Origin of the sequence: Pseudomonas sp. UW4, from assembly GCF_000316175.1 — a bacterium.
Taxonomy (GTDB): domain Bacteria; phylum Pseudomonadota; class Gammaproteobacteria; order Pseudomonadales; family Pseudomonadaceae; genus Aquipseudomonas; species Aquipseudomonas laurylsulfatiphila.
Genome location: NC_019670.1, coordinates 5,462,171 through 5,480,878 on the forward strand (window position 1 = coordinate 5,462,171; position 18,708 = coordinate 5,480,878).

Sequence of the window (18,708 nt, forward strand, 5' to 3'; positions counted from 1 at the left end):
TTGATCGGCCCACATGGTTTCAAGGGGAGCAACAAGATGATCAAACGCAATCTGCTGGTGATGGGCCTCGCGGTTCTGCTGAGCGCCTGCGGTTTCCAGCTGCGCGGCACCGGCACCAACGAACTGGCGATCAAGGAACTCGACCTGAGCGCCCGTAACGCCTACGGTCCAACCGTGACCCAACTGCGTCAGGTACTGGAAGGCAGCGGCGTCAAGGTCTATACCGGCGCACCGTACAAACTGGTGCTGACCAATGAGCAGGAAAGCCAGCGCATCCTCAGCTACGCAGGCGCCAGTAGTACGGGCGAGTACCAGCTCACCACCGTGCTGAACTACGACATCCGTGGTCGCGGTGATCTGCCATTGTTGAGCGACAAGCTTGAAGTGCAGAAAGTCTTTATGCACGACGGCAGCAATCTGGTGGGGTCCGACCAGGAAGCCGCAACAGCCCGTGCAGAAGGCCGCCGGGAGATGGTTCAACGCATGATGCTGCGTCTGGAACAACTGACCCCGGGCCAACTGGACCAGTTGCAGCAGACTGCCGAAGCCAAGGCCAAGGCTGACGCCGCGGCACTGGAAGCGGCACAAAAGGCTGAAGCGCAAACCCCGCGCCAGTCGCCTGTCGAACTGCCGCAGCAGTAAGACTTACGGGGCGCTCTGGCGCCCCGTTCGCCCTCTCTTATGAAGCTCGCCCCCGCCCAACTCGCCAAACACCTGCAAGGCGTACTTGCGCCCGTCTACATCATCAGCGGCGATGACCCGCTGCTGTGCCAGGAAGCGGCCGACGCCATCCGCACCGCTGCCCGTCAGCAGGGATTCGATGAACGCCAGGTATTTGCCGCCGACGCCAATTTCGACTGGGGGACCTTGCTGCAAGCCGGTGCCAGCATGTCGTTATTCGCCGAAAAGCGCCTGCTGGAACTGCGCCTGCCTTCCGGCAAACCCGGCGACAAAGGTGCCGCCGCGCTTATCGAGTATTGCTCGCGCCCGGCGGACGACACCGTGCTGCTGATCAGCTTGCCGAAACTCGATGGCAGCGCACAGAAAACCAAGTGGGGCAAAGCGCTGGTCGAAGGACAGCAGACCCAGTTCGTGCAGATCTGGCCAGTCGATGTCGCCCAGTTACCCAGCTGGATCCGCCAACGTCTGTCCCAGGCCGGGCTATCTGCCAGCCAGGACGCTGTTGAGCTGATTGCAGCACGGGTCGAGGGCAACCTGCTGGCCGCTGCCCAGGAAATCGAAAAGCTCAAACTGATGGCCGAAGGGGGTCAGATCACCGTTGAAACGGTGCAGGCGGCGGTGGCCGATAGTGCGCGCTTCGACGTCTTTGGCCTGACCGATGCGGTGCTCAATGGTGAAGCGGCCCATGCGCTGCGCATGCTCGAAGGCTTGCGCGGCGAAGGCGTCGAGCCGCCGGTGATTCTCTGGGCCCTGGCCCGGGAGCTTCGCCTGCTGGCCAATATTTCCCTGCAATACAGCCAGGGGACACCGCTGGACAAGGCCTTCAGCCAAGCCAAACCGCCAGTCTGGGACAAACGTAAACCGCTGATGAGCAAAGCCCTGCAACGCTACTCGGCACAACGCTGGGCGCAACTGCTGCTGGAAGCGCAACGCATCGACGCGCAGATCAAGGGCCAGGCGGCGGGTTCGCCGTGGATGAGCTTGAGCCGGTTGACGTTGTTGATGGCCGGTCAGCGTCTAACCCTGCCTGCCGAGTAACACCGCCCTTTGTAGGAGCGAGCTTGCTCGCGATGGTCGTTAACGATAACGCAGACTGTCTGATTTGGCGTTGCGCCCTTAGACGCTTCGCGATCAAGCTCGCTCCTACAGGGTGCGGCGTATTTTCTGACGACTCGCCCTATAGACAGAACCCCGACTTCGGCCGATGATTTGCCCCGCAAAATCCACTCACTTGCGAGAAATCATCATGAGCAAAAAGCCATCAACGCATGGCCCCAACAAGGCCAAATCCATCATCGCCCAGCCATTGTTCCGCAGCCGCCAGGAACGTCCCGCCAAGGGCAAAGGCAGTTATCGCCGCGAAGCCTTCCAGTCTGACAACTGGGAGGCTTCTTACTTTCTGGCTGCGTAAAGCAGAACACCCCTTCAACATGTTAAGGTCTGTACCTGATTCGTACTCCCTGGACCCGTGCATGCCCTTTTGTCTTCCCCGTCGTTGGCACCTACGCCAACTGATCGCTGCCTCCAGCCTTGTTTTGCTTGTCGCCTGTGCGGAAAAACCGACCGCAGCCGACGCTCAGCCGCTTCAGACGCTTCCTGTCGCCACCGCCCCGGCGGTTGTTCCGCCTGTGGTTCCGACGGGTGAGAACCTCGACATCCAGCCAACCCAGACCTTCGCCGAATGGCAGGCGGGTTTCCGCAAGGATGCCCTGGCCGCGGGTATCCGCGCCGATCTGTTTGATCGCGCTTTCGCCAATGTCAGCTTCGACCCCAGTGTGATTCGTGCCGACCGCAGCCAACCGGAATTCGCAAAGCCGGTGTGGGAATACCTCGATGGCGCCCTGTCGCCGCTGCGGGTACGTAAAGGCCAGTCGCTGGTCAACCAGTACGCGGACATCCTGCAAAGCATCGAGCAGCGTTATGGCGTTGATCGTCAGGCGCTGGTGGCTGTGTGGGGCATGGAAAGCAATTTTGGCCAGTTCCAGGGCAGCAAGTCGGTGATCAACTCACTGGCGACCCTGGCCTATGAAGGCCGTCGCCCAGGTTTCGCCCACGCACAATTGATTGCCGCCCTGCAAATCCTGCAACAAGGCGATATCGAGCCCGAGAAGATGCTGGGATCCTGGGCCGGCGCCATGGGCCAGACCCAGTTCATCCCGACCACCTACAACACCCATGCCGTGGACTTCGATGGTGACGGGCGGCGCGATATCTGGAGCAGTTCGGCCGACGCCCTGGCTTCTACCGCGCACTACCTGCAGAGTTCTGGCTGGCAGAGAGGCCAGCCATGGGGCTTTGAAGTCCAGCTGCCGAGCGGGTTCAACTACCTGCTGGCCGACGGCACGATTCGCAAGAGCGTCGCCGAATGGCGGCAACTGGGCATTACCCTGCCCAACGGTGGCCAGGTCCCGGCCGGCTCCGAGCAATTGTCCGCAGCCCTGCTGCTGCCGGCCGGTTACCGTGGCCCGGCGTTCCTGGTACTCGATAACTTCCGGGCGATCCTCAAGTACAACAACTCGTCGTCCTACGCCCTGGGGGTGAGCCTGTTGTCCGAACGCTTCAATGGTGCAGGCTTGATCAGTGGCACGTGGCCAAAGGATGACCTGCCACTGAGCCGTACCGAGCGGATCGAGCTGCAAAACCTGCTGAGCGCGCAAAACTACGACGCTGGCACCGCCGACGGGATCATTGGCGCCAACACCCGCAAGGCGATTCGCAGCGCCCAGCAGTCGTTTGGCTGGCCAGCGGATGGCTATCCGACGCACAAGTTGCTGGAAGGGTTGCGTAACCGATAGTTTGTCGTATGGCTGGAACCGCTTTCGCGAGCAAGCCCGCTCCCACATTGATTTTGTGGCGCTCACAGATCAAATGTGGGAGCGGGCTTGCTCGCGAAGACTGAGTACCAGGCAACGAACATCTAACGTTTGGTCACCACATCCTGCTCCAGCATCAACTCCTTGTTCCCGGCATCCAAGCGCACCAACGCCCCCATGGGCAGCGTCAGATTCGGGTCGCAATGCCCGCTTCGCCACCCGGACAACACCGGAATCTTCAATGGCGCGAAGGTCTGCTTGAGCAACCTGTCCAGCGCGGCCACCTCCACTCCCGCCACATCCCCGACCAACACACCGCACAGCTTGTGCAACGTACCCGCCAGTCGCAGTTGGGTCAGCAACCGGTCGATGCGATACAGCGGCTCGTTGATGTCCTCGATCAACAGAATGACGCCCTCGGCATCAATCTCGTAGGGCGTGCCCATGGTCGCGGCGATCATGGCCAGATTGCCTCCGAGCAAGCGCCCATGAGCCACGCCCGGCTCGATCGTGGTCAGCGGGTAGGCCACCGGATGCGCCAGCACCGAGCCCGCCCTCACCTGCCCGCGCAGCATGTTGAAAAAGGAAGACTCCGTTGGTATTTGCTTGCCACCCAGCAGGTCGGCATTGAGCAATGGACCATGAAATGTCACGAAACCGGCATAACGACTGATCGCCAAATGCACGGCAGTGATGTCGCTGTAACCGATGAATGGCTTGGCATTGTCGCGCAGCAATTGGAAATCGATGCGATCAAGCAGCCGGGGCGTGCCGTAACCTCCGCGCAGGCAGATGATGGCATCGACTTCACGATCCGCGAACGCAGCGTGCAGGTCATTGAGCCGCACGTCGTCGCTGCCGGCCAGGTAGCCGTCTTTCTCGTAGACCCCGGGAAACACTTTCAGTGAGTAACCTCGGGCACACATCCATTGCACCGCCTTGTCGGTGTCCAGCGTCGCGGGACCGGCGGGTGCGATAACGCCGATCATGCCTTCCGACGGCAGTGCCGGGACGGGAGCATGAGGGCAAAGGGTGTGGATCGGTCGAGCGGTCATTCGTGAATCTCCCTGTGTGAACACGTCAGCACACAGTAGTCAGGAACGGGGACAAACTGAAGAGGGTCAATCGCCCCCCAGGTTGCAGGAAAAAGCGGCCAGCGCCGTAGTTCAGGCAAAAAAAACGCCCGCAAGGCTGAATACCGTTGCGGGCGTTTTTCATTTGCGTGCGCAGATCAGGACGACATCAGCTCGGCCTTGACCAGCTTGGCCTGCTCGTCGGCGTGATACGAGGAGCGTACCAACGGACCCGAGGCAACGTTCTTGAAGCCCATCTTGTAGCCTTCCTCGGCGAACCAGGCGAAGGTGTCCGGGTGCACGAAGCGTTGCACCGGCAAGTGGCTGCGGGACGGTTGCAGGTACTGGCCCAGGGTCAGCATGTCGATGTCGTGCTCGCGCATGCGCTTCATGACTTCGATGACTTCTTCGTCGGTCTCGCCCAGGCCCAGCATCAGCCCGGACTTGGTTGGAATGTGCGGCATCATCTGCTTGAAGCGTTGCAGCAGGGTCAACGACCACTGGTAGTCCGAACCCGGACGCGCAGCCTTGTACAGGCGCGGCACGGTTTCCAGGTTGTGGTTGAACACATCCGGCGGCTCGGCGGCAGTGATTTCCAGGGCGATGTCCATGCGGCCACGGTAGTCCGGAACCAGAGTTTCGAGCTGCACGTTCGGCGACAGCTTGCGGATTTCGCGGATGCAGTCGGCAAAGTGCTGGGCGCCACCGTCGCGCAGGTCGTCGCGGTCCACCGAGGTGATCACCACGTACTTCAGGCGCAGGTCGGCAATGGCGATGGCCAGGCTTTCCGGTTCGTTGACGTCCAGTGGCTTCGGACGGCCGTGGCCGACGTCGCAGAACGGGCAACGACGGGTGCAGATGTCACCCATGATCATGAAGGTCGCAGTGCCGCCCGAGAAGCACTCGCCCAGGTTCGGGCAGGAAGCCTCTTCGCACACGCTGTGCAGCTTGTGCTTGCGCAGCAAGGCCTTGATGCGGTCGACTTCCGGCGAAACCGGGATGCGCACACGAATCCAGTCCGGCTTCTTCGGCAGTTCGGTGGTCGGAATGATCTTCACCGGGATGCGTGCAACCTTTTCGGCGCCGCGCAGCTTGACGCCGGCTTCAACCTTGGGACGCGGGGCCGGGCGCTCGGTGACATCGAGCGTCGGGATCATGGTTTGCACTGCATCAGTAGTCATATCAGTCGATTCCGCCCGTGAGGGTCGTCTGCTCAGCATAGTCGAGGTGTTTGACGAGCTGCGCGCGCAGCCGGGCACTTACCTCGGCAAATTCAATCGATCCTGCGTGATCGCTCAGCTGGGTCATCGCCAGCCCGGCGTAGCCGCAGGGATTAATCCGTCGAAACGGTTCCAGGTTCATGTCCACGTTCAAGGCCAGGCCATGAAAGGAACAGCCATGGCGGATCCGCAGACCCAGGGAGGCGATTTTCGCCCCGTCGACATAGACACCTGGTGCATCGGGCTTGGCCGCGGCGGTGACACCATAACTGGCCAGCAGCTCGATCAGGCATTGCTCCATCCGGCTGACCAGATCGCGCACGCCAAACCCGAGCCTGCGTACGTCCAGCAGCAGATAAGCCACCAACTGGCCAGGGCCGTGGTAGGTCACCTGCCCCCCACGGTCGACCTGCACCACCGGAATGTCACCGGGAAGCAGCAGGTGTTCGGCCTTGCCGGCCTGGCCCTGGGTGAACACCGCCGGGTGCTCCACCAGCCAGACCTCGTCGGCAACATCGGTGCCGCGTTCGTTGGTAAAGCGTTGCATGGCATGCCAGACCGGCTCGTAAGCCATCTGGCCGAGCTCGCGAAAGCCCAGCGTGCCGGACATCACAACACCATGTGCACGAAACCGGTGGCCCGCAGTTCGCTGTTGATGTTGTACAGCTGATCCTGGTCGGTCGCGACGATGTGCAACTGAATGGTGGTGTATTTGCCGTTGCTGCTCTGGCGCTCGTCAATACGCTCGTCGTTGATCTTGGCGTGCTTGCTGACGATGTCGATGATTCTGTCCTTGTTGCCCACGCCGGTGTCGCTGATCACCTTGACTGGATAATCAGTGGCAGGGAATTCGATCTTTGGCGCCTTTACTTCGGTATCGGTCATGGCGTAACGGCCTCGTAAGCGTAAGCCGTGGCGACGGCAAAGCCCCGCGCCGGATCAGCACGGGGTTTTGCAGGAGCACACTATCAGTTGAACAAGCCGTAGAAGAATAGACGGATGCTATCCCACATGCGACGGAAGATACCACCCTCTTCGACGCCATCCAGAGCGATCAAGTCGGCGCTGTGCACCACCTTGTCTTCCAGTTTGACTTCGACTTTACCGATCACGTCGCCCTTGGCGATTGGCGCAATCAGTTGCGGGTTCATGGTCATGCTGGCGGCGAGCTTTTTCAGCTGGCCTTTTGGCAGGGTCATGGTCAGGTCTTCAGCCAGACCGGCCTTGACCTGGTTGGTGGCGCCTTTCCAGACCGGAGCCTGGGCCAGTTCGGTGCCCTTCTGATAGAAGGTCTGGGTTTCGAAGAAACGGAAACCGTAGGTCAGCAGCTTCTGGGTTTCGGCGGCACGGGCCACTTCGCTGTTGGTGCCGAACACCACGGCGATCAGACGCATGCCGTCACGTACGGCCGAAGACACCATGCAGTAGCCGGCTTCATCGGTGTGACCGGTCTTCAGGCCGTCGACAGTCTTGTCGCGCCACAGCAGCAGGTTACGGTTGGGTTGCTTGATGCCGTTCCAGAAGAACTCTTTCTGCGAGTAGATCGCGTAGTGAGCCGGGTCTTCGTGAATGATCGCGCGGGCCAGAACAGCCATGTCGTGAGCCGACGAATAGTGCTCAGGATTCGGCAGACCGGTCGGGTTCATGAAGTGGCTGTTGGTCATGCCCAGGTCAGCCACGGTCTTGTTCATCATGTCGGCGAAGGCGTCTTCGCTGCCGGCGATGTGCTCGGAGAGCGCAACGCTGGCGTCGTTGCCCGACTGGATGATGATGCCATGCAGCAGGTCGCTGACAGTCACCTGCGAGCCGACCTTGATGAACATCCGCGAACCACCGGTGCGCCAGGCGTTTTCGCTGACGGTCACCGGGTCGTTTTCACCGATCTGGCCACGACGGATTTCCAGGGTCGCAATGTACGCGGTCATCAGCTTGGTCAAGCTGGCCGGTGGCAGACGCTGGTCACCATTGTTCTCGACCAGCACGTTGCCGCTGCTGGCATCCATGAGCACGTAGGCCTTGGCAGCCAATTGTGGTGGCGAAGGCATCATCTCGGCCGCAAAAGCGGCGGGTGAGAGAAGCAGCGGGACTAACAGGAACAGGCGTTTGGCAAAGGTGGTGATGTTCATCCGTCTCTCGAAATCGCTAATGGAAACTGCCCGAGGGCAAAACTAATCAGATGACTTTCTAACGAGTCATCGCGTGTTCAGTTGCTCACTCTGTAACCCTTGCCGGGCTTTTGTTCTTCAACGAGCCAACAACCTGATTCACCCCCCAATCGCTGGTGAATCGTCAATCAAGTTCTACGTGTTGCTTACTCCGTGACCACACTTGGCGAACCAAGGTTGGCCAGGCGCACGCTGTTCTGTACCTGGGCAATTTCACCCGGCGAACCGATCGGTCCCATGCGCACCCGATGCAGGGTCTGCTGATTGCGCACGATCGAGCTGATGAACACCGGGGCGCTCACCATCCCGCTGAGCTTCGACCTCAGCAGTTCTGCAGCGTCCGGGTTGGCGAACGCGCCCACCTGCAGATACTGGCCAGAGGCTGGTGCAGAAGCGTTTTTTTTTGCGTCGGCAAGTTGAACAGGGACGACGGCGGCGGCGTGTTGCTGCGGCGGAGGTGTCCATTGCTCGACGGTGCCGGCCGAAGCCGTGATCACCGGGGCGCTATTCTGCGCGACTTTCGGTTCGTTGAGCATTAATGGTGCCGGACGGCCCTTGGCGGCCCACCATTGCTGCGGATCGATGCCTTCGACCTTGACCCGTGCGGTGCCGGTTTCAGCGTAGCCGAGCTTCTTGGCGGCCGCGTACGACAAGTCGATGATCCGGTCGGAGTAGAACGGCCCACGGTCGTTGACCCGCAGGATCACGGTCTTGTTGTTGTCCAGGTTGGTCACCCGAACGTAACTTGGCAGCGGCAACGTCTTGTGAGCGGCACTCATGCCGTACAGGTCATAGACTTCGCCATTGGCGGTGTTCTGGCCATGGAATTTGGTGCCGTACCAGGACGCCGTACCCGACTGCACGTAGGTCTTGGACTCTTGCAGCGGAAAGTAGGTTTTGCCCAGTACCGAGTACGGGGCGGCCTTGTATGGGCCGGTGTGCAGGGTCGGCGTGGCGTCCGGGATACGCGACACATCGACGTCCCACCACGGCGCGCCATCCTTGTGGGCACGGTTGATGTCCAGCCCCGGCGTCGCGCGTACGGCGGTGGTGGACTTCGGGGCCGGCGCGCGGCTGGTCGAACAACTGGCGACCAGCACTGCCAGCGCGGCGCATGCCATCAGCTTCAGGGGTTTATTGATAGGCAATGCCCGCATTACTTGACGCCCCGTGCTTGGACCAGCTGTTCAGACAGTTGATGTACGGCCATGGCGTACATCACGCTGCGGTTATAACGCGTGATCGCGTAAAAATTCTTCAGGCCCATCCAGTACTCGGGGCCATTGTCGCCTTCCAGGCGGAAAGCAGTAACCGGCATATCATCGCGCAGCGCATCATGACTTGACCACCCCAGGGCTCGCAACTCCCCGACGGTTTTCGTCGGTTCGATGCCTGCGGTCAAACCTTCGTCAACCTGATCGCCACGGACATCGGCGCGACTGACCACCGGTTCGCCAGCGACCCAGCCATGACGCTTGAAGTAACTGGCGACACTGCCAATGGCATCGTCCGGGTTGGTCCAGATGTTGATATGGCCATCACCGTCGAAATCCACCGCATAAGCGCGGAAACTGCTCGGCATGAATTGCGGCAAGCCCATTGCGCCAGCGTATGAGCCTTTGAGCGTCAACGGATCGACCTGCTCTTCGCGGGCCAGCAGCAGGAACTCACGCAATTCCTTGCGGAAAAACTCGGCACGGGGAGGATAGTCGAAACCCAGTGTCGACAAGGCATCGATCACCCGGAAATTTCCGGTATTACGGCCGAAAAAGGTTTCAACGCCGATGATCGAGACAATCACCTGGGCCGGCACGCCGTACTCCTGCTCGGCACGCGCCAGCACCGCTTCGTGCTGACGCCAGAAGTCCACCCCGCGGGCTATGCGCGCATCAGTGATGAACATCGGGCGATACTCGCTCCACTGCTTGACCCGTTCGGCAGGTTTCGAGATGGCGTCCAGAATCGACTGCTTGCGCTCGGCTTCGCGGAACACGCCCATCAATTGTTCACCGGCGAAACCGTAGTCGCGGGTCATTTCACCGACGAATTCGGCCACCTGGGGTGAGCCTTCGTAGTCGCCGGCCAACGCTTCCTGCCCGCTGCCAAGGATGCTTACCAGGATGACCCATGGCGCATATCGAGTCACCCAGCCACGCATTACTTGCATTGAAAATTTCACCTTATTCAAACCTGCGCGATCCACTTGCGATGGGTATGGATCGACATCAAAACCCCAAACGCTGACAGCAGCGTCACCAGCGAAGTTCCTCCGTAGCTAATGAACGGCAACGGCACCCCCACCACCGGCAACAGGCCACTGACCATACCGATGTTGACGAAAACATAAACAAAAAACGTCATGGTCAGGCTGCCCGCAAGCAACTTGCCGAACAATGTCTGCGCCTGGGCGGTAATCACCAGGCCACGCCCGATCAACAGCAGGTAGATCAGCAGCAACGCACAGATCCCCACCAGGCCGAACTCTTCACCCAGTACGGCAATGATGAAATCGGTATGGCTTTCCGGCAGGAAGTCCAGGTGCGACTGGGTGCCCAGCAACCACCCCTTGCCGAACACACCACCGGAGCCGATGGCGGCCTTGGACTGGATGATGTTCCAGCCCGTACCGAGCGGATCGCTCTCCGGGTCGAGGAATGTCAGGATTCGCTGCTTCTGGTAGTCGTGCATGATGAAGAACCACATGGCAATCGCCACGGGAACGGCGGCAGCCAGCACGGTGAGGATCCAGCGCCAGCGCAAGCCCCCCATGAACAGCACGAAAGCGCCGCCGGCCAGGATCAGCAGCGAGGTGCCAAGGTCCGGTTGCCGCACGATCAGAATGAACGGCACGCCGATCAACATCAGACTGACGCCCACGTGCTTGAGCTGGGGCGGCAAGGTGCGCTTGGACAAATACCAGGCAATAGTCGCCGGCATCAGGATCTTCATGAACTCCGAGGGCTGGAAGCGGATCACCCCGGGAATGTTGATCCAGCGGGTAGCGCCCATGGCGTTGTGCCCCATGATGTCCACCACCAGCAACAGCATCACCCCGACCACGTAGCCCAGCGGCACCCAGCGCGCCATGAAGCGCGGCTCGAACTGGGCGATGACGATCATCGACACCAGGCCGATGCCGAACGAAGTGGCCTGCTTGCCCAGCAGATCCCAGCTCTTGCCGCTGGCCGAATACAGCACGAACAGGCTACCGGCGGCGAGGGTCAGCAGCAGGATCAGCAGCGGGCCGTCGATGTGCAGGCGTTGCAGCAGCGTCGCACGGCGACGCATCACATCCTCACTGGAGAGCATGCGATCGAAGTTATTCATCACGGGCGGTAGCCTCTGCACTGATAGGGCTGGCGTATTCGGGCTTCAACCGACCGTCCTGGTCCAGGAGCCAGGCATCCATGACTTGACGCACCACTGGCGCAGCGACACCGGAACCGGACTCGCCGTTCTCGACCATCACCGACACCACGATTTTCGGATCGTCGGCCGGCGCAAAGCCGACGAACAAGGCGTGGTCGCGATGGCGCTCCTGAACCTTGGAACGGTCATACTTCTCACCCTGTTTGATCGCGACCACCTGGGCCGTACCCGACTTGCCGGCGATTCGGTATTGCGCGCCGATCGAGGCTTTGCGCGCCGTACCACGGGCACCATGCATAACCTGCTGCATGCCGTGGTTGACCTTGGTCCAGTCCGACGGGTCGCGCAGGATGATGTCCGGCATCGGATTCTCATCCACCGGTTTCACACCCTCGATGGTCTTGGCCAGGTGCGGACGATTCCAGATGCCTTTGTTGGCCACCAGTGCGGTGGCCTGGGCCAACTGCAACGGAGTCGACTGCATATAGCCCTGGCCGATCCCCAGAATCAGCGTCTCGCCCGGGAACCATGCCTGGCGACGGGTCGCACGTTTCCATTCGCGGGACGGCATCAACCCCGGCGACTCTTCGAACATGTCCAGAGAGACTTTCTGGCCAATGCCGAACTTGGTCATATACGCCGACAACCGGTCGATCCCCAGCTTGTGCGCCAGATCATAGAAGTAGGTGTCGTTGGAACGCATGATCGCTGTGTCGAGGTCGACAAAGCCGTCGCCGGTACGGTTCCAGTTACGGTATTTGTGATCGTAGTTGGGCAGCATGTAGTAACCAGGGTCGAACACTCGGCTCGACGCTGTCACCACGCCAGCATCCAGACCGGCAATCGCCACCGCGGGCTTGATGGTCGAACCCGGCGGGTACAGGCCACGCAGCACGCGGTTGAACAGCGGCCGATCGATGGAATCGCGCAGCTCGGAATAGGCCTTGAAACTGATGCCGGTGACGAACAGGTTCGGGTCGAAACTCGGTTGGCTGACCATCGCCAGCACTTCGCCGGTTTTCGGGTCCAACGCGACCACCGCGCCACGGCGACCACCCAGCGCAGCCTCGGCGGCCTCCTGCAATTTGATGTCTAGGCTCAGGACGATGTCTTTGCCGGGAATCGGATCGGTACGCTTGAGCACGCGCAGCACGCGGCCCCGGGCGTTGGTCTCGACTTCCTCGTAACCCACCTGGCCGTGCAGCTCGGGCTCGTAGAAGCGCTCAATCCCGGTTTTGCCGATGTGGTGGGTGCCGCTGTAGTTGACCGGGTCCAGCGACTTGAGTTCTTTCTCGTTGATCCGCCCCATGTAACCCACCGAGTGCGCAAAGTGCGCGCCCTGCGGGTAGTGACGAACCAGTTGCGCGACTACTTCCACACCAGGCAGGCGGAACTGGTTCACGGCAATCCGGGCGATCTGCTCTTCGGTCAGCTCGAACAGGATCGGCACTGGCTCGAACGGTCGGCGCCCCTGACGCATGCGCTTCTCGAAGATCACCCGATCCTCGGGCGTCAGCTCCAGCACTTCGACGATCACGTCGAGCACTTGCCGCCAGTCGCCGGACCGCTCGCGGGTCATGCTCAGGCTGAAGCTGGGCCGGTTATCGGCGATCACCACGCCATTGCGGTCGAAGATCAAGCCGCGGGTCGGCGGAATCGGCTGCACATGGACGCGGTTGTTTTCCGACAGGGTCGAGTGGTACTCGTACTGGATCACCTGCAGAAAATACAGGCGCGCAATCAACACGCCAATCAGCGCCACCACTGCAATGGCCCCGAACACGACGCGGCCACGCACCAGACGGGCGTCTTTTTCGTGGTCCTTGATGCGGATCGGCTGGGTCATGAGAGGGCAGAACTACTTGTGGTAAGGGTGACCGGACAGCACGGTCCAGGCACGGTACAACTGTTCGCCGATCAGAATCCGCACCAGCGGGTGCGGCAAGGTCAGCGGCGACAACGACCAGCGCTGGTCAGCCCGGGCACAGACTTCCGGCGCCAGCCCTTCGGGGCCGCCGACCATGAAGTTGACGGTGCGCGAGTCCAGCCGCCAGCGATCGAGCTCGACCGCCAGTTGCTCGGTGCTCCAGGGCTTGCCATGGACTTCGAGGGTGACAACGCGCTCGTTCGGCCCGACCTTGGCCAGCATGGCTTCGCCTTCCTGACGGATGAAGCGGGCCACGTCGGCATTCTTGCCACGGGTATTGAGCGGTATTTCCACCAGTTCCAGCGCCAGTTCGGACGGAAGACGCTTGGCATATTCATGCCAGCCTTCTTCCACCCACTTGGGCATGCGTGAACCGACGGCGATCAGTCGCAGTCGCACAGCGGTCCCTTATTCCTGGTCTTTGTTGAGCTTGTTGAAGTGCTCGTGACCAACTTCAGGGCTGTGGTGCTTGCCATCGGCCGCACGGCTCTGCTCGGCACCTTTCCAGAGGCGCTCCAGGTCGTAGAACTGACGGGCGTTGGAAGTCATCATGTGAACGATCACGTCGTCCATGTCCAACAGCACCCAGTCGCTGTCGCCCTTGCCTTCTTCACCCAGCGGCTTGATGCCCAGGGCTTTGACGGCCTCGCGAACCTTGTCCAGCATCGCGCCGATCTGGCGGTTGGAGGTACCGGTGGCGATGATCATGTAGTCAGTGATGCTCTGCTTGTCGCGAACATCGATCACCAGCACGTCCTGGGCCTTGACGTCTTCCAGGGCGGCTACGGCAATCTTGACCAGCTCGTCGCCCTTAGGCGGCTCGGCGGCGAGGACCTTTTCCGGCAGCGGGGCGCTCTTGAATGTGCCTTTGCGTTTTACTTTGCTTTCGTTGTTGCTCGTCATATAAAACTCGTTTTGCTCGTTTGTTCGGGCGCTTCAATACACGTTGTTGCCACGTGCCTTGAGGCACTCCTATTCAGTTCGACGCACGGTAGAGCCCGTGCGCATCGATGTAGGCCAGGACCGCGTCGGGCACCAGGAAACGTACCGACTTACCGCTGGCCAGCAGTTGACGGATCTGGGTGGCGGATACCGCAAGCGGTGTCTGCCAGACGAATGCAATCTGTCCGCTCGGCCCTTTGAGGGCCAGCGGGTCGCTCACCGAGCGCGCTGCCAGCAGGTTGCGCAAGGCATCCGGCGGTTCGCTGTCGGCATCCGGGCGTTGCAACACCAGGATATGGCAATGCTGGAGCAACTCTTCCCAGCGATGCCAAGTGGGCAGGCCGCAAAAAGCGTCCCAGCCCAAAAGCAGAAAAACCTGGTCGGATACGGCCAGTTCGGCGCGCATCAGTTCCAGGGTATCTATGGTGTAGGACGGTTTGTCCCGCTGCAATTCGCGGGCGTCCACCACCAACGGCGCCACACCGGCCACCGCGCACTCGACCATCGCCAGACGGTCTTTTGCCGACACCTGCGGCTTGTCCCGATGGGGCGGCCTGGCACTGGGTGTCAGACGCAGCTCATCGAGCGCCAGGGTTTCGGCGACTTCCAGTGCACCGCGCAAATGGCCGATGTGCACCGGGTCGAACGTTCCGCCCAGCACGCCAATGCGGCGAGGGGCTGGCTCGCTGACGATGACCGGGGCTGACGGGTCGATGTCGCCCAAGTCAGACCGGCTCCTGTCCGCGCAGCTGCCCGTCGCCAACCACGATGTACTTCTCGCAGGTCAGTCCTTCGAGGCCCACCGGGCCACGGGCGTGCAGCTTATCAGTAGAAATGCCGATCTCGGCACCCAATCCGTATTCGAAGCCATCGGCGAAGCATGTCGGGGTGTTGATCATCACCGACGACGAGTCGACTTCAGCCACGAAACGCCGGGTGTCGCCCTGGTGTTCGCTGACAATCGAATCGGTGTGGTGAGAGCCGTAATGATTGATGTGCTCGATGGCCTGTTCCAGACCGTCGACCACGCGGATCGACAGAATCGGCGCCAGGTATTCGGTGCTCCAGTCTTCCTCGGTGGCCGGCACGGCATCGATGATCGCCCGGGTACGCTCGCAACCGCGCAGCTCGACACCTTTTTCGCGGAACTGGGCGGCCATCGCGGGCAGGAAATCCTTGGCGACGGATTGATCCACCAGCAGCGTTTCCATGGCACCGCAGATGCCATAACGATACGTCTTGGCGTTGAACGCGATGCGCCGGGCCTTGGCCAGGTCGGCGTGCTCACTCACGTAAACGTGGCAAATGCCGTCCAGGTGCTTGATCACCGGCACGCGGGCATCACGACTGACCCGTTCGATCAGGCCTCGGCCGCCACGGGGCACGATGACATCGACGTATTCAGGCATGGAGATCAACGCGCCGACGGCAGCGCGGTCCGTGGTTTCGACCACTTGCACCACAGCGGCGGGCAGACCGGCTTCGGCCAGGCCGCGCTGGATGCAGGCGGCGATGGCCCGATTGGAATGAATAGCCTCTGAACCGCCACGCAGGATGGTCGCGTTGCCGGACTTCAGGCACAGACTGGCGGCATCGATGGTCACATTCGGCCGCGACTCGTAGATGATTCCAATCACGCCCAGTGGCACGCGCATCTTGCCGACCTGAATACCCGACGGACGGAAACTCATGTCGCGGATCGCGCCGACCGGGTCCGGCAGGGCCGCCACCTGGCGCAGGCCGACGATCATGCCGTCAATACGCGCAGGTGTCAGCGCCAGACGTTCAAGGAGGGCCGGTTCCAGACCATTGGCGCGACCGGCAGCCAGATCCAGCTCATTGGCCGCCGTCAGCTCGGTGCGGGCAGCGTCCAGCGCATTGGCAGCGGCCTGCAGGGCGCGGTTTTTCTGCGCGGTGCTGGCGCGGCCGATCACGCGGGAAGCTTCGCGGGCAGCGCAACCCAGGCGGGTCATGTAATCAAGAACGGACTCAGTCATGGTCTGGCGTGGTCTTTGATAAGGTCTTGGTAAAGAGTAAAGCGGCAGATTATAGCTGTCGCGTCCCGGGACTAACAGCGGTGACGGGCGGATGGTCGAAATGGAGGGGTATTTGCCGACGTTCAGCCGGGATTAAGCTTCAAATTGTTATCATCACGACTCACTCAGCCCTGACAAATGCCGGTCATCATGTCCAACCTGACTGCTCGAGCGTCCACCGTGAGCCTGCCCACGGGCCTCCCGGACGCGTTTTTCGACCGTGACGCGCAAACTCTGGCCCGGGACTTACTGGGCAAAATCATTCGCCATCGAGTGGGCGACCTGTGGCTCAGCGCCCGGATCATCGAGACAGAAGCCTATTACTGCGCGGAAAAAGGCAGCCACGCGTCCCTCGGCTACACAGAAAAGCGTAAGGCTTTGTTTCTGGATGGCGGCCACATCTATATGTATTACGCCCGGGGCGGCGATTCCCTTAATTTCAGCGCCCAGGGGCCCGGCAACGCCGTGCTGATCAAGTCCGCCTATCCGTGGGTCGATGAACTGAGCGGGCCGGCCAGCCTGGCACAGATGCTGCTGAACAATCCCGACGCCCAGGGTCACCCTCGCCCGTCACAAAAGCTCTGCGCCGGGCAAACCCTGCTCTGCAAGGCGCTGGGTCTGAAAGTGCCGGTGTGGGACGCCAAACGCTTCGACCATGAAGTGCTGCTGGTGGAGCATGTCGGCCAGACGCCCTCCCACATCATCCAGACCACGCGCCTGGGCATCCCCCACGGACGCGATGAACACCTGATGTACCGCTTCGTCGACGGAACCTACGCGGCTTACTGCACACGGAACCCGCTGCGTCGGGGGCAAGTCGAAGGTCGCGATTATTTTGTGCTGTCCTGAAATTGACTCAGACTTGATGCAAACGGAACCTCCTGTGGGAGCGGGCTTGCCCGCGAAGGCGGAGTGTCAGGCAACGTCAATATCGACCGAAAGGTCCCATTCGCGGGCAAGCCCGCTCCCACAGGGGTCAGTGGCGTATTCAACGTTGCACTTATCCCCTGGAAGCAATTGAACATTTGATGGAGTGGTTTTTATGGGCCCATGGCTCGATAGCGTGACCGGATGGTTGGCGCTCAACCCGCAATGGCTGGCAGCAGCGGTATTCATCGTAGCCTTTGTGGAATGCCTGGCGATTGCCGGGCTGATCGTTCCCGGCACGGTGTTGTTGTTCGCCGTGGCGGTACTGGCAGGCAGTGGCGCGCTGACGCTCAGTGAGACGCTCTTGCTGGGTTTCGTCGCCGGGGTGCTGGGTGACGTCGTTTCGTATTTTCTGGGGCGGCACTTCCATCAGAACATCCGGCGCCTGCCGGGCTTGCGCCATCATCCGGAATGGATCGCCGGGGCAGAGTCATATTTCCAGCGCTACGGCATCGCCAGCCTGCTGGTTGGGCGCTTTATCGGCCCCCTGCGGCCAATGCTGCCGATGGTGGCCGGAATGTGCGACATGCCTTTCCCGCGCTTCTTCGCCGTCAGCCTGTTGGCCGGCGCAGGCTGGTCGGTGGCTTATCTGATGCCTGGCTGGGCCACGGGCGCGGCAATCCGCTTGCCGTTGCCCGAAGGCTTCTGGCTCCAGGCCGGGGTTGTTGCCGGCAGCATTGCTCTGATGGTCGGCTTGAGCGCGACCAGTAGCCTGCGCCGACATCGCCGCGCGACGCTGTTCATTACAGGGATGAGTCTTCTGATTCTGACGGGGCTGTTTATCGGATATTCGCACCTGTCCGCACTCGATCAAGGCGTGATGACACTGGTGCAGGAACATCGTAAACCGTTGCTGGATGAAGTGGCGGTAGTCTTCACGCTGATCGGCGAATTCCGCAACATGTTGTTGTTCAGTGCGCTGCTGACCGGTTTGCTACTGCTGATGCGGCAATGGCGGCACGCGATTTTCGCGGGCAGCACACTGCTCTTCACGGCACTGGCCAATACCGCGACCAAGTACTTTTTCGCCCGCTTGCGCCCCGAAGTGTTGAGCGATCCGCTCACCAGCTACAGCATGCCCAGCGGCCATGCTTCAGGGTCTTTCGCGCTGTTCCTCACCCTCGCCGTTCTGGCCGGCCGCGGGCAACCACCCCGGATGCGCCTGACCTGGTTATTGGTGGGATGCCTGCCCGCACTGGCGATTTCACTTTCGCGCGTCTACCTCGGTGCGCATTGGCCGACGGATGTATTGGCCGGCGCAATGCTGGCGGCGTGTGTCTGCGGGGCCAGCCTGTGGCTGATCCAGCGCAAGGAACCGCTCAACGCCTTGCCGCCCAAGGTCTGGTGGCTGGTGCTCCCAGCCTTGGTGGCATTGTTCGGGTTCTTCGTGTTGCGGCATTTGCCGCATACGATGTTGAGATATGCTTATTAAGCGCGTTACTTACGCTGCACACCAACTTACCCCCCCCCAAAAAACAATCCCGATCGCACTGACCGGGATTATTTTACAAGCAGGCATTTGATTTTAACCTTTGAAGCGACCCACCGAGAACAA

The 18,708-nt window shown here is 61.0% G+C and carries 19 protein-coding genes; 6 read left to right on the top strand and 13 right to left on the bottom strand.

Going from position 1 to position 18,708, the window contains the following annotated elements; translation table 11 throughout:
* Positions 1 to 36 precede the first annotated feature (36 nt).
* The 4 genes from lptE (at position 37) to PPUTUW4_RS24230 (ending at position 3,476) form a co-directional block, all read left to right on the top strand.
* The gene (lptE, locus tag PPUTUW4_RS24215; protein WP_015096969.1) at positions 37 to 642 is read left to right on the top strand and encodes an LPS assembly lipoprotein LptE; all 606 of its coding nucleotides are present in this window, start codon (positions 37 to 39) and stop codon (positions 640 to 642) included.
* 39 nt (positions 643 to 681) lie between these two features.
* Entirely contained in the window at positions 682 to 1,719 is a 1,038-nt protein-coding gene (gene holA, locus PPUTUW4_RS24220) for a DNA polymerase III subunit delta (protein WP_015096970.1), read from the top strand.
* A 208-nt stretch (positions 1,720 to 1,927) separates the two neighbouring features.
* Complete coding sequence (arfA, locus tag PPUTUW4_RS24225; protein ID WP_015096971.1) at positions 1,928 to 2,092, top strand: alternative ribosome rescue factor ArfA; 165 nt, start codon at positions 1,928 to 1,930, stop codon at positions 2,090 to 2,092.
* 61 nt (positions 2,093 to 2,153) lie between these two features.
* Positions 2,154 to 3,476 carry a lytic murein transglycosylase gene (locus PPUTUW4_RS24230; protein ID WP_015096972.1) on the top strand — a complete coding sequence of 441 codons (1,323 nt, stop codon included), beginning with the start codon at positions 2,154 to 2,156 and terminating at the stop codon, positions 3,474 to 3,476.
* Positions 3,477 to 3,598: 122 nt separating this feature from the next.
* Here the strand turns inward: PPUTUW4_RS24230 and PPUTUW4_RS24235 are convergent, their stop codons facing one another.
* From PPUTUW4_RS24235 to PPUTUW4_RS24295, 13 genes are all read right to left on the bottom strand, one after another.
* Positions 3,599 to 4,549, bottom strand: coding sequence for an LD-carboxypeptidase (locus PPUTUW4_RS24235; protein ID WP_015096973.1), 951 nt, complete (start codon positions 4,547 to 4,549; stop codon positions 3,599 to 3,601).
* A gap of 176 nt (positions 4,550 to 4,725) precedes the next feature.
* On the bottom strand, positions 4,726 to 5,724 hold the full coding sequence (gene lipA, locus PPUTUW4_RS24240) for a lipoyl synthase (protein ID WP_162130289.1): 999 nt from the start codon (positions 5,722 to 5,724) through the stop codon (positions 4,726 to 4,728).
* Positions 5,725 to 5,749: 25 nt separating this feature from the next.
* Positions 5,750 to 6,397, bottom strand: a complete 648-nt coding sequence (gene lipB, locus PPUTUW4_RS24245) for a lipoyl(octanoyl) transferase LipB (RefSeq protein ID WP_007975880.1) — start codon at positions 6,395 to 6,397, stop codon at positions 5,750 to 5,752.
* Positions 6,397 to 6,672 carry a DUF493 domain-containing protein gene (locus tag PPUTUW4_RS24250; protein ID WP_007975882.1) on the bottom strand — a complete coding sequence of 92 codons (276 nt, stop codon included), beginning with the start codon at positions 6,670 to 6,672 and terminating at the stop codon, positions 6,397 to 6,399. The genes lipB and PPUTUW4_RS24250 overlap by 1 nt, the downstream gene beginning before the upstream one ends.
* An 83-nt stretch (positions 6,673 to 6,755) precedes the next feature.
* The gene (locus PPUTUW4_RS24255) at positions 6,756 to 7,913 is read right to left on the bottom strand and encodes a D-alanyl-D-alanine carboxypeptidase family protein (protein WP_015096974.1); all 1,158 of its coding nucleotides are present in this window, start codon (positions 7,911 to 7,913) and stop codon (positions 6,756 to 6,758) included.
* A gap of 185 nt (positions 7,914 to 8,098) precedes the next feature.
* Complete coding sequence (locus PPUTUW4_RS24260; RefSeq protein ID WP_015096975.1) at positions 8,099 to 9,109, bottom strand: septal ring lytic transglycosylase RlpA family protein; 1,011 nt, start codon at positions 9,107 to 9,109, stop codon at positions 8,099 to 8,101.
* Positions 9,109 to 10,119 carry a lytic murein transglycosylase B gene (gene mltB, locus PPUTUW4_RS24265; RefSeq protein ID WP_015096976.1) on the bottom strand — a complete coding sequence of 337 codons (1,011 nt, stop codon included), beginning with the start codon at positions 10,117 to 10,119 and terminating at the stop codon, positions 9,109 to 9,111. Before mltB ends, PPUTUW4_RS24260 begins: the two co-directional genes overlap by 1 nt.
* Before the next feature lie 17 nt (positions 10,120 to 10,136).
* The gene (gene rodA, locus PPUTUW4_RS24270; RefSeq protein ID WP_049810841.1) at positions 10,137 to 11,240 is read right to left on the bottom strand and encodes a rod shape-determining protein RodA; all 1,104 of its coding nucleotides are present in this window, start codon (positions 11,238 to 11,240) and stop codon (positions 10,137 to 10,139) included.
* Between the two features lie 31 nt (positions 11,241 to 11,271).
* Positions 11,272 to 13,167 carry a penicillin-binding protein 2 gene (gene mrdA, locus PPUTUW4_RS24275; protein ID WP_015096978.1) on the bottom strand — a complete coding sequence of 632 codons (1,896 nt, stop codon included), beginning with the start codon at positions 13,165 to 13,167 and terminating at the stop codon, positions 11,272 to 11,274.
* A gap of 12 nt (positions 13,168 to 13,179) precedes the next feature.
* Positions 13,180 to 13,647: a 23S rRNA (pseudouridine(1915)-N(3))-methyltransferase RlmH gene (rlmH, locus tag PPUTUW4_RS24280; RefSeq protein ID WP_007937439.1), complete on the bottom strand. Its 468-nt coding sequence runs from the start codon at positions 13,645 to 13,647 to the stop codon at positions 13,180 to 13,182.
* Between the two features lie 9 nt (positions 13,648 to 13,656).
* Positions 13,657 to 14,151, bottom strand: a complete 495-nt coding sequence (gene rsfS, locus PPUTUW4_RS24285; RefSeq protein ID WP_007975896.1) for a ribosome silencing factor — start codon at positions 14,149 to 14,151, stop codon at positions 13,657 to 13,659.
* 73 nt (positions 14,152 to 14,224) lie between these two features.
* On the bottom strand, positions 14,225 to 14,914 hold the full coding sequence (gene nadD, locus PPUTUW4_RS24290; protein ID WP_015096979.1) for a nicotinate-nucleotide adenylyltransferase: 690 nt from the start codon (positions 14,912 to 14,914) through the stop codon (positions 14,225 to 14,227).
* A 1-nt stretch (position 14,915) separates the two neighbouring features.
* The gene (locus tag PPUTUW4_RS24295) at positions 14,916 to 16,187 is read right to left on the bottom strand and encodes a glutamate-5-semialdehyde dehydrogenase (RefSeq protein ID WP_015096980.1); all 1,272 of its coding nucleotides are present in this window, start codon (positions 16,185 to 16,187) and stop codon (positions 14,916 to 14,918) included.
* 177 nt (positions 16,188 to 16,364) lie between these two features.
* On the opposite strand from PPUTUW4_RS24295, the gene PPUTUW4_RS24300 reads away from it, so the two are divergent.
* Together PPUTUW4_RS24300 and PPUTUW4_RS24305 are read left to right on the top strand one after the other, a co-directional pair.
* Complete coding sequence (locus PPUTUW4_RS24300) at positions 16,365 to 17,075, top strand: DNA-3-methyladenine glycosylase (protein ID WP_177325106.1); 711 nt, start codon at positions 16,365 to 16,367, stop codon at positions 17,073 to 17,075.
* A gap of 193 nt (positions 17,076 to 17,268) precedes the next feature.
* The gene (locus tag PPUTUW4_RS24305) at positions 17,269 to 18,585 is read left to right on the top strand and encodes a bifunctional DedA family/phosphatase PAP2 family protein (RefSeq protein ID WP_015096982.1); all 1,317 of its coding nucleotides are present in this window, start codon (positions 17,269 to 17,271) and stop codon (positions 18,583 to 18,585) included.
* Positions 18,586 to 18,708: the final 123 nt, after the last annotated feature.

Bases quoted from the DNA above. Each gene is read 5' to 3' on its own strand.
- lptE (WP_015096969.1), top strand. From the start codon at position 37: ATGATCAAACGCAATCTGCTGGTGATGGGCCTCGCGGTTCTGCTGAGC.
- rodA (WP_049810841.1), bottom strand. From the start codon at position 11,240: ATGCGTCGCCGTGCGACGCTGCTGCAACGCCTGCACATCGACGGCCCG.
- PPUTUW4_RS24235 (WP_015096973.1), bottom strand. From the start codon at position 4,549: ATGACCGCTCGACCGATCCACACCCTTTGCCCTCATGCTCCCGTCCCG.
- arfA (WP_015096971.1), top strand. From the start codon at position 1,928: ATGAGCAAAAAGCCATCAACGCATGGCCCCAACAAGGCCAAATCCATC.
- holA (WP_015096970.1), top strand. From the start codon at position 682: ATGAAGCTCGCCCCCGCCCAACTCGCCAAACACCTGCAAGGCGTACTT.
- PPUTUW4_RS24295 (WP_015096980.1), bottom strand. From the start codon at position 16,187: ATGACTGAGTCCGTTCTTGATTACATGACCCGCCTGGGTTGCGCTGCC.
- PPUTUW4_RS24250 (WP_007975882.1), bottom strand. From the start codon at position 6,672: ATGACCGATACCGAAGTAAAGGCGCCAAAGATCGAATTCCCTGCCACT.
- lipA (WP_162130289.1), bottom strand. From the start codon at position 5,724: ATGATCCCGACGCTCGATGTCACCGAGCGCCCGGCCCCGCGTCCCAAG.
- PPUTUW4_RS24230 (WP_015096972.1), top strand. From the start codon at position 2,154: ATGCCCTTTTGTCTTCCCCGTCGTTGGCACCTACGCCAACTGATCGCT.
- PPUTUW4_RS24260 (WP_015096975.1), bottom strand. From the start codon at position 9,109: ATGCGGGCATTGCCTATCAATAAACCCCTGAAGCTGATGGCATGCGCC.
- lipB (WP_007975880.1), bottom strand. From the start codon at position 6,397: ATGTCCGGCACGCTGGGCTTTCGCGAGCTCGGCCAGATGGCTTACGAG.
- PPUTUW4_RS24300 (WP_177325106.1), top strand. From the start codon at position 16,365: ATGCCGGTCATCATGTCCAACCTGACTGCTCGAGCGTCCACCGTGAGC.
- PPUTUW4_RS24305 (WP_015096982.1), top strand. From the start codon at position 17,269: ATGGGCCCATGGCTCGATAGCGTGACCGGATGGTTGGCGCTCAACCCG.
- mrdA (WP_015096978.1), bottom strand. From the start codon at position 13,167: ATGACCCAGCCGATCCGCATCAAGGACCACGAAAAAGACGCCCGTCTG.
- PPUTUW4_RS24255 (WP_015096974.1), bottom strand. From the start codon at position 7,913: ATGAACATCACCACCTTTGCCAAACGCCTGTTCCTGTTAGTCCCGCTG.
- rsfS (WP_007975896.1), bottom strand. From the start codon at position 14,151: ATGACGAGCAACAACGAAAGCAAAGTAAAACGCAAAGGCACATTCAAG.
- mltB (WP_015096976.1), bottom strand. From the start codon at position 10,119: ATGCAAGTAATGCGTGGCTGGGTGACTCGATATGCGCCATGGGTCATC.